At 65.4% G+C, this 15525-nt stretch carries 14 protein-coding genes; 2 read left to right on the top strand and 12 right to left on the bottom strand.

Annotated features, from left to right (window positions below; genetic code table 11):
* Positions 1-38: 38 nt before the first annotated feature.
* The 12 genes from ARC78_RS01995 to ARC78_RS01945 form a co-directional block, all read right to left on the bottom strand.
* Positions 39-1727 carry a BatD family protein gene (locus ARC78_RS01995; protein ID WP_057505619.1) on the bottom strand — a complete coding sequence of 563 codons (1689 nt, stop codon included), beginning with the start codon at positions 1725-1727 and terminating at the stop codon, positions 39-41.
* Positions 1724-3496: a tetratricopeptide repeat protein gene (locus ARC78_RS01990; RefSeq protein WP_057505618.1), complete on the bottom strand. Its 1773-nt coding sequence runs from the start codon at positions 3494-3496 to the stop codon at positions 1724-1726. The genes ARC78_RS01995 and ARC78_RS01990 overlap by 4 nt, the downstream gene beginning before the upstream one ends.
* Positions 3493-4479 carry a vWA domain-containing protein gene (locus tag ARC78_RS01985; protein WP_057505641.1) on the bottom strand — a complete coding sequence of 329 codons (987 nt, stop codon included), beginning with the start codon at positions 4477-4479 and terminating at the stop codon, positions 3493-3495. Before ARC78_RS01985 ends, ARC78_RS01990 begins: the two co-directional genes overlap by 4 nt.
* A gap of 11 nt (positions 4480-4490) precedes the next feature.
* Positions 4491-4946 (bottom strand): DUF4381 domain-containing protein, encoded by a 456-nt coding sequence (locus ARC78_RS01980; protein ID WP_057505617.1) that lies wholly within the window; start codon positions 4944-4946, stop codon positions 4491-4493.
* Positions 4943-5878, bottom strand: a complete 936-nt coding sequence (locus ARC78_RS01975; RefSeq protein ID WP_057505616.1) for a DUF58 domain-containing protein — start codon at positions 5876-5878, stop codon at positions 4943-4945. Before ARC78_RS01975 ends, ARC78_RS01980 begins: the two co-directional genes overlap by 4 nt.
* 84 nt (positions 5879-5962) lie before the next feature.
* Positions 5963-6982 carry an AAA family ATPase gene (locus ARC78_RS01970; RefSeq protein ID WP_054657075.1) on the bottom strand — a complete coding sequence of 340 codons (1020 nt, stop codon included), beginning with the start codon at positions 6980-6982 and terminating at the stop codon, positions 5963-5965.
* Between the two features lie 97 nt (positions 6983-7079).
* The gene (locus ARC78_RS17115; protein ID WP_425478290.1) at positions 7080-8267 is read right to left on the bottom strand and encodes a type IV pilus secretin PilQ; all 1188 of its coding nucleotides are present in this window, start codon (positions 8265-8267) and stop codon (positions 7080-7082) included.
* Between the two features lie 54 nt (positions 8268-8321).
* Positions 8322-8981, bottom strand: a complete 660-nt coding sequence (locus tag ARC78_RS17110; protein WP_425478289.1) for an AMIN domain-containing protein — start codon at positions 8979-8981, stop codon at positions 8322-8324.
* A gap of 19 nt (positions 8982-9000) precedes the next feature.
* Positions 9001-9537 carry a pilus assembly protein PilP gene (locus ARC78_RS01960; protein WP_054657073.1) on the bottom strand — a complete coding sequence of 179 codons (537 nt, stop codon included), beginning with the start codon at positions 9535-9537 and terminating at the stop codon, positions 9001-9003.
* A complete protein-coding gene (locus ARC78_RS01955; RefSeq protein ID WP_054657071.1) occupies positions 9537-10202 on the bottom strand; it encodes a type IV pilus inner membrane component PilO in 666 nt (221 codons plus the stop codon). The genes ARC78_RS01960 and ARC78_RS01955 overlap by 1 nt, the downstream gene beginning before the upstream one ends.
* Positions 10199-10927: a PilN domain-containing protein gene (locus ARC78_RS01950; protein WP_054657069.1), complete on the bottom strand. Its 729-nt coding sequence runs from the start codon at positions 10925-10927 to the stop codon at positions 10199-10201. Before ARC78_RS01950 ends, ARC78_RS01955 begins: the two co-directional genes overlap by 4 nt.
* Complete coding sequence (locus ARC78_RS01945) at positions 10927-11985, bottom strand: pilus assembly protein PilM (protein ID WP_054657067.1); 1059 nt, start codon at positions 11983-11985, stop codon at positions 10927-10929. The genes ARC78_RS01950 and ARC78_RS01945 overlap by 1 nt, the downstream gene beginning before the upstream one ends.
* 217 nt (positions 11986-12202) lie before the next feature.
* On the opposite strand from ARC78_RS01945, the gene ARC78_RS01940 reads away from it, so the two are divergent.
* The gene (locus tag ARC78_RS01940) at positions 12203-14629 is read left to right on the top strand and encodes a penicillin-binding protein 1A (protein ID WP_054657065.1); all 2427 of its coding nucleotides are present in this window, start codon (positions 12203-12205) and stop codon (positions 14627-14629) included.
* 81 nt (positions 14630-14710) lie between these two features.
* Complete coding sequence (locus tag ARC78_RS01935) at positions 14711-15331, top strand: hypothetical protein (protein ID WP_054657063.1); 621 nt, start codon at positions 14711-14713, stop codon at positions 15329-15331.
* Positions 15332-15525 lie beyond the last annotated feature (194 nt).

Genomic DNA, 15525 nt, shown 5'->3' with positions numbered 1-15525 from the left:
ATATGTCTCTCCGATGAAGGGGGCAGCTTAGCAGAGGCCTACGGCTGCCTTTTTCCGCGCGTCTGCGGGTAAAGAGGGTCGAGCAGCGGCTTCTCCGCCACCTCCCGCACCCGCCAGCGCGGCCCCTGCCGGAACACCTCGCGCAGCCGCGCCCGTGCCAGGACGATATCGCCCTGGCCTGCCCAGCGCGCCCGTTGCATACGCTCCAGCGCCTGCCGCTGGTCGGCATCCTCCAGTTCGGCCAGCAACGCATCCAGGCTGTCGACCCCGGCCATGGCGAGCAGGATATGGACCACTTCTTCCAGCCCGCCAGCATCGAGCGCACGGCGCAGATCGGCTTGGCTGTAGCGTGTGCCAGGCGCCGGCGACGACAGCGCGGCGGCGGTTTCCGGCGGTGCAAGCGGGCGTTTGCGCAGCAGCGCCCACACCAGCGTCAACAGCCACAGCAGCGCGAAACCGGCCGCCAGTCCGCGCCACAGCCAACGGTTTTCGGCCGGCGGCGGCGCTGTCACCACGGCCGTGTCCTGCGACGCGGACACGGCCGGCGGCTGCACCACCGGTGGCGCCACCAGTCCCGGGCTGCCGGCGGCAACCTGCAGCTGCAGATCCGGCACCGAGGCGGTGCGCGCCTGCACGGCCTGCACATCCCACCAGGCCATCTGCACGCCGTTGAGCGACAGCACGCCCGCCTGCTGCGGCACGATCGAATAGCGCCGGGTGAGCTTCAGCTGCGGGCTGCTGCCGCTGAAGGTCTCGTCATACTGCGGCGGCTCGGCAAACACCTGCGCCGTATCGCCCAGCGAAGGCACCGGCAGTTCGGGGAACTGCGCCCTGGTGGCGCCGGTCGCGATGGCCTCCACCTCGAAGCTCACCGCCTCGCCGACCCGTGCCGACTGCGGCGCGGCCACATAGCGCAGGCGCAGCTCCTTGAGCGGCAGCCACGGCTGCGGCGCAGCGGCCGGTACCGCCCGCACCTGCAGGGTCTGGTCCGGTGCGCGGGCACTGAGCCGGCCACTGTCGCGCCCGAAAAAATCATCGAAGAAACCGCCCACGCCGGTACCGCTGAAACGCGCACCGGCCAGCAACAGCGGACCACTGCGCTCGGGGATCAGCAGATAGCGCCGCTCGACCACGTTGTAGCGGCGGCCATTGATCTCACGCGTGGAACTGCGATCCTCGCCGATCCGCTGCAGCGACGCGCCCGCCGGGGTATCGAGCACCAGCTCGCCCGACGCCAGCTGGGTGGCGAAATACAGCCGTACCACCACGCCGACGCTCTGCTGCACGTAGGGCCCGGTGGCATCGACCTCGGTTTCCACGAAAGTCATGGTGTCGGCATCGCGCTGTGGGGCCGCCACCGCGCGGACGTCCAGCCGCAGCGGGCCACTCCGCTCGCTGCCCACCCGCAGCGCCGGCACCGCCAGCACACCGGCATGGCGTGGCGTGAGCGATACCTCGAACAGCGACTTCTGGACCCGTCGCCCGTTGGCCAATTGCCACTGCCGGCTGCTGCGTTGCCCATTGAGGATGAAATCGGCCTGCAACGGCGTGTAGTCGGGACTGACCCCGGCCTGGTCGGTTTCGATCAGCAAGGTGGTGCTTTCACCCTCGGCCAGGCTGTCGCGGTCCAGCCACATGCGGGTTTCGGCCACCGCCAGTCCGCTGCCCAGCAGCCACACCGCCAGCAGCGGCCACAGCAGCCACCCCCGTGTTTTCCGGCTCTTCATCGCCCTTCCCGCTTGCGCCGCTCGTACTCGAGCTGGAATTTGGTTTTCAGCAGATTGCCCGGCTCATCCGGCACACGCTGCATCCAGGCCTCGACCGCCTGGCGCCGCTCGCGCTCTTCGGCCGTCATCGGCGGACCTTGCCGTGCCGGTTTTCCATTTGCCTCGCCCTGCTGCCCCTGGCCCATCGCCTGGCGCATGCGCTCCCGCTGGGCCTGGTCGGCGGCCTGCTGCTTGCCCGCATCTTCACCCTGCGGTGGTGTCTGCTCAGGCGTGGGTTGCGCCTGACCGCCGGGCTGCGGGGACTGGGAAGGTGCCGCAGCACTGTCCTTGCCCTGCGCCGACGGCGATGAAGGCGTCCCGTCGTTCTGCGGCTGACCGTCCTTGCCGGCTTGCGGAGGTGAAGATTCCGGCTTGCCCTGGTCGCCCTTCTGGTCCTGCTGCCCCTGTGGGCCTTGCTGGCCCTGTTGCGACTTGCGCTTGCGTGCGGCATCGACCGCGGCGCGATTGGCCAGCGCATCAGGCATCCCCGGCTGCTGTTTCAAAGCGCGGTCATAGGCCTGGATGGCTTCGTCGTACTTGCCCTGGCGCGCCAGCGCATTGCCGAGGTTGTACCAGCCCTGATCCGTAGCGATGCCTTCGAAATGGCGTTGCGCTCCGGCAAAATCGCCCTTGCGGTAGGCATCCACGCCCTCGGCAAGACGCTGGTGATCCCGCTGGTCGGCCCGCTGCCACCAGTTCGACTCCGCCGCCTGTGCCGGCAGCGCGAGCGGCAGCAGCACGCACAGCAACAGCGCCGAGATCCCACCGACGCGCCGGAAGGCGAGCAACGCCAGCAGCATCAGCGGCAGCAGCAGCCAATAACCTTCGTCCTGCCAGATCTTGCCGGTCTTCTCTTTCGGGCTGTCGCCGCCATGCAGGCGCGGCTCCAGCACGCCCAGTGCCTGCAGATCCGCATCGCTCGCCGTCAACTGCAGGTAGCGACCCGCGCCAGCGCTGGCCAGCGCCTGCAGCGCCGGGGCATCCAGATGGGTCTGAACGATCTGTCCGCGCCGGTCACGATAGGCCGCGCCTTTCACCGTGCCCAGCCCCAGCACCGAAACCCGGTAGCCGGCCGCCACAGCCCGCACCGCCGCGGCACGTGATCCGGCGTCGGCCGCGCCGGTCAGCAGCAGAATGTCCCCGTGGCGCGCCTGCGCCTGTTGCAGCAATCCCACCGCCCAGTCGATCGCGCCGCCCGCGTTCTGCCCGTCCACCGGCATCACCTCCGGCGCCAGCGCGTCCACAAACAACGCCACGTTGGCCGCATCGGCGGTCAGCGGCGCGACGGTGAACGGCTCGCCGGCATACACCAGCAGCGCCACCTCGCCGCCTTTGCGCTCACGCAGCAAGGTCGCCAGCTTGGCGCGTGCCTGCAGCAGGCGCGATGGCGGCAGATCGGTTGCGCCGGTGCTGCTGGAAAGATCCAGGGCGATCACCAGGGGGGTCTTCGCCTCCCACAAGGGTTGCTCCAGCTGGCGCCAGCTCGGTCCGGCCAGCGCGACAACCGCCAGCAACAGACCGGCAAGCAGCGCCAAGACGCCGCCGATTCCGCTGCCGAGCCCCTGTTGCAACAGGTGGGGCAGCAGGTGCGGATCCACCGCGCTCTGCCAGCGGCTGCGACGTCGCCGCCGGTACCAGCCGACCAGCACGGCTGCAGGCAGCAACAGCAGCGCCCACAGCCACTGCGGGCGCAGAAAATGCAGGCTGTTCCAGAGATCCAGCACACTCATAGGCGTCGCCCTGGCCATACCAGCCCCAACACTGCGAACAGCAGCGCCAGCGCCAGCGGCAACGGGTAGCGCTCGATCTTTGGGCGCACCACCGGACCGCTCGCGGCGACCGGCTCCAATCGATCCAGCTCGGCATAGATGCCGGCCAGTTCGTCGGTGTTGCGCGCACGGAAGAATCGCCCGCCGGTCTGCTCGGCGATCGTTGCCAGGGTTTGCTCATCGATCGGGTCTTCGCCGGTGGGCAACTTCATGCCGAACATGCGGATCTCGCCACTGCCCCCGAACGCGATGGTATGCACGCGGACGCCTTCGGCCTTGGCCAGCTCGGCCGCTTTGAGCGGCTCCAGCACGCCGGCGGTGTTGACGCCATCGGTCAGCAGGATCAGCACCCGCTGCCCATCGGGCTGCTCACGCAGACGCTTCACCGACAGCGCGATGGCATCGCCCAGTGCGGTCTCGCGCCCGGCCAGCCCCACCACACTGTCCCGCAGCTGCTCGCGCACGCTGGCGCGATCACTGGTCAGCGGCGTAAGCGCATAGGCGCGCTGGCCGAACACCAGCAGACCGATGCGATCGCCCTCGCGCCGCTCGAGAAAATCCGCCAGCACCGCCTTGGCGGCCGTCAGCCGTTCGACCACACGCCCGCCCAGCTGCATATCCGGTTCGCTCATGCTGCCGGACAGGTCCACCGCCAGCATCATCTGCCGCGCCTGGCGCGGTGGCTCGATCGGCTCGCCCAGCTGCTGCGGGCGCGCGGCGGCGGCACACAGGCACAGCCAGCCCAGCCACAGCAGCAGCCCGCGTAACGCCGGCAGGCGGCGCGCGGCCAACATCCCCTGGAAGCGCGTCATTTCATAAGGCATGCGCAACGCCGGTGTGTGATCGTCACGCAGCGGCCACCAGCGCATCAGCCACGGCAAGGGCAATGCCAGCCACACCCACGGCCAGGCGAATACCGGCAAGGCTTCACTCAACCAGGACAGGTACGGGCTGTTCATCGATGCCCCGCCATCAGTTCCAGAAACCGGCGCCGCGCCAACACCAGTGCACGGGCGGCCGCCACTTCATCGACCGCCGGCCGAAATCCGCCATCCAGCAGCCACCGGCCATCGCCGGCAGTGAAGTCGGCACCGCCGCTTCCGTCGAGAAAGCGCAGCCACGCCTCATCCTGCAGACAGGCCGCTTCGGGTTGCATGCGCGCCGCCGCACGCCGCAGCAGTTCGGAGGCGGCCGCCAGCTGCGCGGCGCCGGGGCCTGCGGCGCCTATCTGGCGATCGAACAGCAGTGTCCAATTCCGCCGCCGACGCCTGCGCCGGGACCACCATGCGCCGCCGGCCAGCACTACCAGCGCCAGACACCCCAGCACCAGCCACCCGCCGGGCGCCAACGGCCACCAGCCCGGCGCTGCAGGCAGATGTACATCACGCAGCGGCAACTGGAGGGGCGTCATCTCTGCGCTCCGCCCGATCCACCGTTCAACCACGCGTCACTGGGTGCATCACTGGACAGTACCTGTACCCGCACGCGTCGCCCCGGCAGCATCCGGCACAGGGTTTCGACCGGTGCGATGAAAGCCGCATGCCATGCCTCGCGAGTGGACGCCGATGCCAGGTCAAGCTCCAGGCGACCGTCCGGGGTAGCCAGCGGCAGCACACATGCGGAGGGCGCCAGTTCCAGGGGATCCACCAGCAGGATCAGGTGTACATCCACATGCATCGACAACGCCGACCAGATGGCGGCCGGGACGGCCAGCGCACTGGCCGGATCGGCCATCACCACCACCCGGGCTCCGGGATGCGCCAGCCGTCCGGCTTGCTCCAGCGCGGTCGGCAACCCGGCATCGGCCGCTGGCGGTTCGCGATACCAGCGCACCAGCGCATCCAGCACCCGCAGCGCTCCCCGTGTGCCGCCGGCCGGAGGCACCGGCGACTCTTCGCGGGTGCCGCGCAGCGCCGCCAGGCGGTCACCCTCGCGCAACGCCGCCCACACCGCCACCGCACCGGCACGCGCGGCCTGCACCGATTTGAAGCGCACGCGGGTGCCGAAATACAACGCGGCCGAGGTATCGGCCACGATCAAGGTGACACGCTCGCGCTCGGTCTGGAACGTCTTGGTCTGGGTGGCGTTGGTGCGCGCACTGAGCTTCCAGTCGATATGCCGGGCATCGTCGCCGGCCACATATTCGCGCGACTCGGCGTACTCCATGCCGCGACCGCGCATTGCCGAAGCGGCCTGACCGGAAACCCCCTGACGCCCGCGCCGCCGGCTACGTCCGCGAACCGCAGTGCCACGCAGCGCGATCAACTCCGCCAGCGTTGGCACGACACCCTCGCTGGAAGTGGGCGACGCGGCCGGCATCACCTGCGGCTGCACCGGCCTCATGCCACCACTCCTGCGGTGGCGGGGATCGCCGTGGCGCGCGGCAATAGAGTTTCATGCCCGGCATCAACCGCCATCGTCAGGTACTCAGGGCAACGGCACGCGATCGATCAGGGCGGCGACGAGCCGATCCCCGTCCCAGCCCTCCGCAGCCGCTTCGTAGCTGGGCAGCACCCGGTGACGCAGCACATCCGGCGCGACCGCACGCACGTCATCCGGCGTGACATAGTCGCGCCCGCACAACCACGCACGGGCTCTGGCGCAGCGCTCCAGCGCGATCGAGCCACGGGGACTTGCCCCCCAGGCGATACGTCGTGCCAGCACCGGGTCGTAACCGCTGGCATCGCGTGAGGCCAGCACCAGCTCAATGAGATAGCGCTCCAGCTGCGGTGCCATATGCAGCTCCAGCACCGCGCGGCGCGCCTGCTCGATCTTCTGCAGCGAGAGCTTTTCGTGCGGCGGTGTTGTCGGTGCCAGTTCGCGCAAGGCCCGTTCGCGCGCAAGCCGCAGGATTTCCGCCTCCGCCCCCGCATCGGGGTAGCCGATACGCACGTGCATCAGGAAACGGTCCAGCTGCGCCTCGGGCAGCGGGAAGGTTCCTTCCTGCTCGATCGGATTCTGCGTCGCCATGACCAGGAAGATGGAAGGCAGCGGATAGGTGTTGCGACCGACCGTCACCTGCCGTTCGCCCATCGCCTCCAGCAGCGCGGACTGCACCTTGGCCGGCGCGCGGTTGATCTCGTCGGCCAGCAGGATCGGATGGAACACCGGGCCCGGCTGGAACTCGAACCGCCCTTCCTGCGAGCGCCAGATATCGGTGCCGGTGAGGTCGGCCGGCAACAGGTCCGGGGTGAACTGGATACGGGCGAAACTGGCGTCGATGCGCGAGGCCAGGGCGCGGATCGCGGTGGTCTTCGCCAACCCCGGTGCGCCCTCGACCAGCAGATGTCCGTCGGCCAGCAACGCGATCAACAGCCGCTCCACCAGCACCGACTGACCGACAATCTCGCTCGAAAGCGCGTCACGCAAGGACGCGAACTCCCGCTGCAGCCCTTCATTGATTGCGGGTGCAACGGCCGGCTCAGGAAGATGCGGAGGTAGATTCATAGGCGCATTTTGACCGATCTGCCGTGAAAGGGTTCCCCATCAGCCGCAAACAAAAAAGGGCCGCTAAAAAGCGGCCCTTTCTGTTCCCACGCTGGACTCAGTTGGCGGCTTTTGCGACGCGAAGGATCTTCGGCGTCACAAATACCAGCAACTCGGCCTTGTCCTTGTTGCGACCGCGTTTCTTGAAGAGATTGCCCAGGAACGGGATGTCCCCCAGGAACGGCACCTTGCTGACGCTGCTGCGGTCAGTGAACTCGTAGACACCACCGATCACAACCGTCTGGCCATCTTCAACCAGCACTGCCGTATTGATCTCGCGGCGATTGATGATTGGCACGGTACCGTAGTCGGTGACCTCCAGGAACGTATCAAACTCGTCCTTCTTCACATTCATGTTAAGAAAAACGCGATTGTCCTGGGTGATGGTCGGGGTGACTTTCAGCTCCAACAGGACTTCCTTGAACTGGACATTCGCCGTCGGTGCGCCACCCAGGCCACCACCGCCTGAAATCGTCACATAACCAATTTCCTTACCCTGCTTGATCACGCCCTCGCGCTGGTTGGCGGTGACGATACGGGGATTGGAAACAACCTCACCGCGCCCCTCCTCCTGCATCGCGGACAACTCGACATCCAACGAAAAGTTGGCGCCAAGCAATGTATAGGCCAAAGCACCCACCGGACTCTTGGTATAGGTGTTCGCCGGCAGGTTGACGTTCAACCCTTCATTGGTGACAAGCCCGTCGTTGATGATCGACGAGTTACCCGCCAAAGAGCCGCTGATGGCCTGAGTGCGATCACCGATGCGACGTCCCTGTACACCAAACTTCGCACCAAGGTTACGGGCAAACGTATCCGTCGTGATAACGATGCGTCCTTCAATCAACACCTGGTCGACCGGACGATCGATAACTTTGATCAAATCGCGCATTTGAGCGATTTTCTTCGGAATATCGCTGACCATCAGCGTATTGGTACGCTCGTCCGCGACAATCATCCCTCGCGGAGACAGGAATCCGTTTTCCTGCTTATCGCTGTTGCCGCTGCCACCGCTGCTGCCGCCATTACCGCTGTTGCCGATTCCCTTTGCCTCAGTCAAGGCTTTGAAAATGGCTTCCGCGCTGTGGTAATTGATCTGAATGTAGTCGGTCACAAGGTCCACGCGATTGTCAATCGCGATACGCGCGTCTTCCTTGTCCTGCTCAAACTTCGCCAACTCCGGCTGCGGGGCAACCCATATGACGCCACCCTCACGGCGCTTGTCCAGCCCCTTGGCACGCAGCACGATATCCAGCGCCTGATCCCACGGCACGTTGACCAGACGCAGCGTTACATTGCCCTAGACGGTGTCCGAGGCGACGACGTTCAGGTTGGACTCCTCCGCGATCAACTGCAGGACGGTGCGGACTGGCACGTCCTGGAAATTGAAGGTCACCGGCCGCCCGCTGTAACCACGCGCAGCAACCGTCGCCGCGGCCTGGGCGACCGTCTTGGCGGTTACCGCACCGGTCGCCACTTCCGCCTGGCGCGGAGAAATCTCCACCACATACTCGTTGCCGGTCTGGTAGGCGAGCGAGTCGAATGGCGCGCCGGTGCTGAGTACCAGCTGCGCGCCGGTTCCGGACGGCTTCGCGTCGATGCGCTGAACCGGCGTAGCGAAATCCATCACGTTCAACGGACGCTGCAACTCGGCCGGCAGCGTCGCATTACCCACGTCGATCACCACATTGGTGCCTTGATTGCGCAGATCCGGGCTCGCCCCCTGACCATCGAACTGGAGAATCAACCGGCCTGCGCCGTCGTCTCCGCGTTTGAAGTCGATCTTCGTCACCGCCACGGTTGCCGCGGCGGGTTTGGCCGCAATCGTAGCGGTGGCGGGCATGGCAAACGCCATCGTTGTCGAGCCGCAAGCCAACACCAGCGCCACTCCCAGAGCGCGGGCATTAGCCATCGCTTGGCGCCGGACGGGACGCAGGCTCAGGGCTTTTGAAAAAGTCATCGTGCTATCCCCTAGTCAATCATCGATCATCAAGCGCGAGCGAGGCCGGACGTTCCAGCCAGCCCCCCGCACCATCCGGCACAAGTTCAATCAGTTCAATGCCATCTTCGCGGACGCTGGTCACCCGGCCATCGCTCTGGCCCATATAGATGCCTGGACGCACGCGGTAGGTCACCTTGTCTGGCCCCATCACCAGCGCAACTGCTCCAGCTCCCCGACCGATCGTCCCGACCATATCCAGACTGTCGAGCGGGAAAGCTTCCAACGGTTCTTTGCGACGATCCGGGTCCGGGCGCAGCGAGCTGCCGCCTTCCGGATTCACCCATGCGTCGGTGAAGGGATCGCGCAGCCCCTGGGCCGCATACTCGAACGTCTCGAACTGCTGCATTACCGGCAATGGATCCAACGGCTCAGCCGGACGTGCGCGCACATCGGCAACCCAATTCTGCAGATTCGGAGCATCACCCGGTGTGCTGACCACGCTGCGCGCGCAGCCAGCCACAACCAGCACCAGCGCTACGGCTCCCAGCAGTCGGCAAGAAAGGTACTGGCGCATCACTTTCCTCCCTTTTTGGTCTGCTCGGCCGCTGCCTTCTCCTGCGCCTCGAGCTCGGTATCGTCGAGGTAACGATAGGTCTTGACCGTACCGGAAAGTTCCAGGGCACCGCTGCGCGCCGAGATTCCGACCTTCGGATCCTTCGGCTTCAAATTGATGTCATGCATCGTCAGGATCACCACGCGAGGCAAGGACGCCACCCCACTGACAAACGCACCGAACTGGTGATAACTGCCCACCAGCCGCAGTGCGATCGGCTTCTCGGCGTAGAACTCCTTGGGAGACTCCGCGCCCGGCTGGAACAATTCGTTGTTCAAGCCACTGGACAAGGCGGTCTGTGAAACGTCGATGATCAGGTCCGGCATTTCGGTCTTGCTGGGCAGCTGCCGCAGCATCTGCTGCAACACCTGCTCCATCTGTGCCAGCTGCTGTTTCAGGGGCTCCAGATTCACCGCTTTTTTCTGTTCGGTTTCAAACTGGGTACGGAGCGTAGACTCCTTGCTCTCCAGCCCCTCCAGCTCCTCCACCTTGCCCCGGATCACCAGCAGATAGGACAGAAGCAGGATCACCAGCGTGAGCAGTGCGCAAAACACCATCTTGGCCTTCTGTGGCCAGTTGCCGATGTTGTTGAAATCGAGCTCTTTGAGATTGACCTTCTGGCTCATGACTTTGCCTCCTTCTGCGGCGCCGCCGCAGCCGGCACGTCAGCAGCTGCCGGGGCCGATGTCGCGGTGTCGGATGCAGCAGGAGTAGCCAGTACAGTCCCGGGGGCGGCATCGGCAACCGGAGCAGCCGAATCTGTCTGCGCATTGGGGTTGTCACCAGGCGCGGGCAGTTTCACCTTCAGCATGAACACATACGGCAAGGACTTGATATCCAGCGCACTGCCGGAGTTGGCCTCCTGCGCTTTGGCCTCGATGATTGACAGCTCCGGATTGGTCATCCAGCCCGAGCTCTCCAGGTTGCGCATGTAGGTACTGACCCGCGCGTTGGATTGGGTTCGCCCCTCGAGCGTCAGGATGTCGCCCTCCTGTTTGAGCGCGGTCAACACCACCCCGTCCGGGATGGTCCGCACCAGCGAGTCGAACAGATGCACCATCTGCGACCGCTTGCCCTGCAATTCTTCAATCACCTTCTTGCGCGCAAGCAGGCGATCCTTCTGGCGGTCAAGGCGCTCGATTTCCTTGTTCTGCTCCTGGACCTTGGCGATTTCGGCCTCAAGGAACGCATTGCGCTCGTTCTGGCCACTGATCTGACGGTCGTAGTAGAACCAGCACAGCAGGGACAGCAACACGCCCGCCACCGCGGCAAAACCCAACATCCCATAGAATTCGCGCTGCCGCTGTTTGCGTCGTTCAGCGCGCCATGGCAATAGATTTATCCGTGCCATCAGTCAAACCCCCGCATGGCCAGGCCGGTTGCGATCATCAGGGCCGGAGCATCCTGGGCCAGCGCATGGGCCTGCACTTTCGGCCCCAGCGTCATCTGCGACAACGGATTGGCAACCGAGGTGGCCACGCCCAGCTGCTCTTCCACCAGCGCCGGCAACCCGGCAAGCGCGGCGCAGCCGCCTGCAAGCACGATGTGATCGACGCGGTTGAATTCGCTGCCGGCGTAGAAGAACTGCAACAGACGACTGATCTGCTGCACGGTCGCTTCCTTGAACGGCTCCAGCACTTCAATTTCGTAGCTGTCCGGGAGCCCCCCCTGACGCTTGGCCAGGCCCGCTTCTTCATAGCTGAGACCATAGCGGCGCATGACTTCGTCGGTGAGCTGTTTGCCGCCGAACACCTGCTCGCGGCTGTAGAGGCTGCGACCGCCGCGAAGCACGTTCAGGGTCGTCATCGTGGCACCGATATCCACCAGCGCCACAACCCCGTCACTGGCCACCGGCAACTCGCTGGCGACAAGCGCGAAGGCGTTCTCGATGGCGAATGCTTCCACGTCCATGACCTTGGCCGTCAATCCGCCCAGCTCCAGCGCGGACTGACGCAGTTCCACGTTCTCGGATCGGGAAGCGGCCAGCAGCACCTGGACCATTTCGGGGTTGTTCGGCACGGGACCCAGCACTTCAAAATCGAGGTTCACTTCCTCGATCGGGTACGGAATGTAGTTGACCGCTTCCAGCTCCACCTGGGCTTCCATATCCGACTCGTCCAGATCGGACGGCATCGGGATCACCTTGGTGATCACGGCGGAGCCGGCAACCGCTGCGGCCGCGTTCTTCGCCTTGCTTCCGGAGCGGGCTACAGCGCGCCGGATGGCTTCGCCCACCGCCTCGACCTCGACGATGTTCTTTTCCACGACCGCGTTCGGCGGGAGTGGTTCCACGGCGTAATGTTCCACACGAAAACGGTTACCGCTGCGGACAAGCTGAAGCAGCTTTACCGCAGTCGAACTGATGTCAACGCCGATAAGCGGCGGCTGACTTTTTGGGATAAGCCCCACGGTTTCTCCCCTGCCGACGGGCACTTGGACGCAAGTGTTGCGCCCGCGCATTAATAATGAATTTTTCGCAATTGGCAACCGCAGTGATACGAAAGGCGACGTGCCCCACAGATCAGCCAACAGATCCCCAACCACTTCTCCCCGGAGGCGGCCCCAGCCGTCCCCCTGCATAATCTATACTCTGCGGCCACGAAATCCGCAATCGGGACTCCCCTAGATGCCACGTTTTCGCCGCTGGCTACGCTGGCTGCTGGCCCTTTTTGTCGCCCTCGCCCTGGTGGGAGCGATTGCCGCAGGCGCCTTGTATTACGTCGTTTCCTCGAAATTGCCCGATGTACAGGCACTGCGCGATGTCGAGCTGCAGGAGCCGATGTACGTATACGCCAGCGATGGTCGTTTGATGGCGGTTTTTGGCGAAACGCGCCGCTATCCCGTACAGATGAAGGACGTGCCCGAGCGCCTGAAGCAGGCCTTTCTGGCCACTGAGGATGCGCGTTTCTACCAGCACGACGGCGTGGACTACAAAGGCGTGGGCCGCGCGGTGTGGCTGCTGGCCACGACCGACGCCAAGCGCGTCCCGGGCGGCTCCACGATCACCCAGCAGGTGGCGCGGCAGTTCTTCCTGAGCTCCGAGTACAGCTATACGCGCAAGCTGGCCGAGATTCTGCTGGCACGGAAGATCGAGAACGAGTTGAGCAAGGACGAGATCTTCGAGCTGTATCTGAACAAGAGCTTCTTCGGCAACCGCGCCTATGGCATTGGCGCGGCCGCCGAGTACTACTACGGCAAGAAGCTGGACCAGCTGAGCCTGGACGAGATGGCCTCGCTGGCCGGCATTCCGAAATTCCCCTCAAGCGGCAATCCGATCAGCAATCCCGAACGGGCCCGCCAGCGCCGCGACAACTACGTGCTGCAGCGCATGGCCGAACTGGGCTTCATCACCCAGGCCGAGGCCGATGCCGCCAAAGCCGTGCCGATGCATGCCGCGCCGCACGAGCCGCCAGTGCAGGTCTACGCGCCGTATGTGGCCGAGCTCGTCCGTCAGGAGATGATCGCCCGATACGGCGGCGACGTGCTCAACAAGGGCTACCACGTCACCACCACCATCAATGGCGAGTTGCAGGAAGCCGCCAACCAGGCGGTGGCCAATGGCCTTCGCGTCTACGACCATCGCCATGGCTGGCACGGCGTGGAACAGCATTTCGATGTCGCCGCCAGCGACGATGCCGCTGCGCTGGCCCGCCATATCAGTGCGATTCCGGCGCAATCGGGCTTGCTGCCGGCCATCGTCTCGGCCACCCATGCCGATGGCGGGGTGAGCGTAGTGCTGGCCGACCGTACCGAGCTGACGCTCCCGGCCTCGGCCACGCGCTGGGCCAACAAGACACCCGCCAAACTGACCACCCGCGGCGACCTCATTCGCGTGCGTGCAGGCGAGAAGGAAGGCGAATGGGTGATCGACCAGATTCCGCGCGGCCAGGCGGCGCTGGTTTCACTGGATGCCGACTCCGGGGCGCTGCGCGCGCTTGTCGGCGGTTTCAGCTTCGCCGGCAACAAGTTCAATCGCGCCACCCAGGCCCGCCGCCAGCCGGGCTCCAGCTTCAAGCCGTTCATCTATGCGGCCGCGTTCGACAAGGGCTTCAACCCGGCCTCGATCGTGCTCGATGCGCCCGTGGTGTTCCGTGATCGCCGCGGCAAAACGTGGCAGCCCCAGAACGATGGCGGCGGTTTCCGCGGCCCGATGCGCCTGCGCGAAGCACTCGTGCAGTCGCGTAACCTGGTTTCGGTGCGCCTGCTGGACAGCATCGGCGTGGACTTCGCGCGCAAGTACATCAGCGAATTCGGCTTCCAGGAAGCCGAACTGCCGCCGAACCTGTCGATGTCACTGGGTACCGCGTCATTGACGCCATTGTCGGTGGCGCGCGGCTATGCGGCATTCGCCAATGGCGGCTCGCGCATCGACACCTGGATCATCGACGAGGTTAAAGATCGCGACGGCACAGTGATCTTCAAGGAAAATCCCGCATTAGCCTGTCGCGGCTGCGGCGGCGCGGGCCCCAGCACGACACCTGCAAGCCAAGTGGTCGATGGCTTCAACTTCGGTGCTGAAGCCGCGCCAGTCGCTGCCACGTCCGATCCGGCCAAGCAGGAATCGACCACGCCTGCCGCGCCGGCCAACCCCGATGCCCGCATCGCACCGCGCGCCATTGATGAGCGCACCGCCTATCAACTCAACTCGATGATGCGCGATGTGGTCCAGCGCGGCACCGGTACCGCGGCCAAGGTCCTGGGTCGCGAGGACGTCGGCGGCAAGACCGGCTCCACCAACGACCATCGCGACGCGTGGTTCTCCGGTTTTGGCGGGCCGCTGGCCACTACCGTGTGGGTGGGCCGTGACGACTTCCGCTCACTGGGCTATCGCGAGTACGGCGGTCGCGCGGCCTTGCCGATCTGGATCGACTACATGCGCGTGGCACTGAAAGACGCCCCGATCGCAAAGAACGACCCGCCATCGGGCATGGTCGAAGCCACGCTCAATGGCGCCACCGAATGGATCAAGGTCGAGGATCTGGATCGCATGCAGGAATTCGACTTTGACCAGCAGGAACAGCAGGCCGACGACGCCGCGTTCGACATCTTCTGATCCCTGTCCGGGGCGGTGGAGCTCTCCGCCGCCCCGAGCGCCTACAATCAGGCAGTCCGTCGCCCATGGGACTGTCCGTTGATGAAGAACCGGCCGCAGCGCAGGCCCCTGCACACCGTCCGCAACCGTGTGCGGATCGCCCAGGAGGCCGCTCGCCTGATCACTGAAAGCGGCATCCATGACTTCGAGCAGGCCCGGCGCAAGGCCGCCGAGCGGCTTGGCATCCACGACGAGACGCTGCTGCCACGTCTGGCCGATGTCGAGCAGGCAGTACGCGAGCATCAGCGGCTGTTTGGCAGCACCACGCAGCCCGGCGCGTTACGCCAGCGCAGGGAATCGGCATTGCAGGCGATGCAGTTTCTCCACGCCTTCCGGCCACGCCTGAGCGGCGCGGTGCTGACCGGCGTGGCCGGCGACAACAGCCCCGTCATCCTGCACCTGCACAGCGACGACACCGAAGCCGTCCAGCATTTCCTGCACGATCAACACATTCCCGCCGAGGCCAGAACCTGGTCACTGCAGCTGGCCGGACAGACTGGACGACGACACTATCCCGGCTGGGAATTCACCGCCGATGGCATCGCCTTCGAGCTGGTGGTGCTGCCCGAGGATGCGCTGCGCCACCCCCCGGCCTCCGCCGACGATGGCAAACCATTGCCACGGGCCACGCTGGCCCAGCTGCGGCAGCTGCTCGCGGAATAGGCCGGATCACCGCAACGCCTCCAGGCAGGCTCTTCGTGTGGGTAGCCGGCAGATCCGGCACTGGTCAAATTTTCATCGCGCCTGGCAGAACCTTGCAGCACATGGCCTGCGCAGCCTTATCCACAACTTGCACAATCACCCTCGCACAGCCTGTGGGGATATCCGGGCAACGAAAAAGCCCCGCCGGAGCGGGG

It is taken from the genome of Stenotrophomonas pictorum JCM 9942 (genome assembly GCF_001431585.1).
Taxonomy (GTDB): Bacteria; Pseudomonadota; Gammaproteobacteria; order Xanthomonadales; family Xanthomonadaceae; genus Stenotrophomonas; species Stenotrophomonas pictorum.
Note: the sequence above shows the minus strand (reverse complement) of the source record. Positions and strands in the feature narration are given on the sequence as shown.

Bases quoted from the DNA above. Each gene is read 5' to 3' on its own strand.
- ARC78_RS01995 (WP_057505619.1), bottom strand. From the start codon at position 1,727: ATGAAGAGCCGGAAAACACGGGGGTGGCTGCTGTGGCCGCTGCTGGCG.
- ARC78_RS01990 (WP_057505618.1), bottom strand. From the start codon at position 3,496: ATGAGTGTGCTGGATCTCTGGAACAGCCTGCATTTTCTGCGCCCGCAG.
- ARC78_RS01980 (WP_057505617.1), bottom strand. From the start codon at position 4,946: ATGACGCCCCTCCAGTTGCCGCTGCGTGATGTACATCTGCCTGCAGCG.
- ARC78_RS01975 (WP_057505616.1), bottom strand. From the start codon at position 5,878: ATGAGGCCGGTGCAGCCGCAGGTGATGCCGGCCGCGTCGCCCACTTCC.
- ARC78_RS01970 (WP_054657075.1), bottom strand. From the start codon at position 6,982: ATGAATCTACCTCCGCATCTTCCTGAGCCGGCCGTTGCACCCGCAATC.
- ARC78_RS17110 (WP_425478289.1), bottom strand. From the start codon at position 8,981: ATGACTTTTTCAAAAGCCCTGAGCCTGCGTCCCGTCCGGCGCCAAGCG.
- ARC78_RS01960 (WP_054657073.1), bottom strand. From the start codon at position 9,537: ATGCGCCAGTACCTTTCTTGCCGACTGCTGGGAGCCGTAGCGCTGGTG.
- ARC78_RS01955 (WP_054657071.1), bottom strand. From the start codon at position 10,202: ATGAGCCAGAAGGTCAATCTCAAAGAGCTCGATTTCAACAACATCGGC.
- ARC78_RS01950 (WP_054657069.1), bottom strand. From the start codon at position 10,927: ATGGCACGGATAAATCTATTGCCATGGCGCGCTGAACGACGCAAACAG.
- ARC78_RS01940 (WP_054657065.1), top strand. From the start codon at position 12,203: ATGCCACGTTTTCGCCGCTGGCTACGCTGGCTGCTGGCCCTTTTTGTC.
- ARC78_RS01935 (WP_054657063.1), top strand. From the start codon at position 14,711: ATGAAGAACCGGCCGCAGCGCAGGCCCCTGCACACCGTCCGCAACCGT.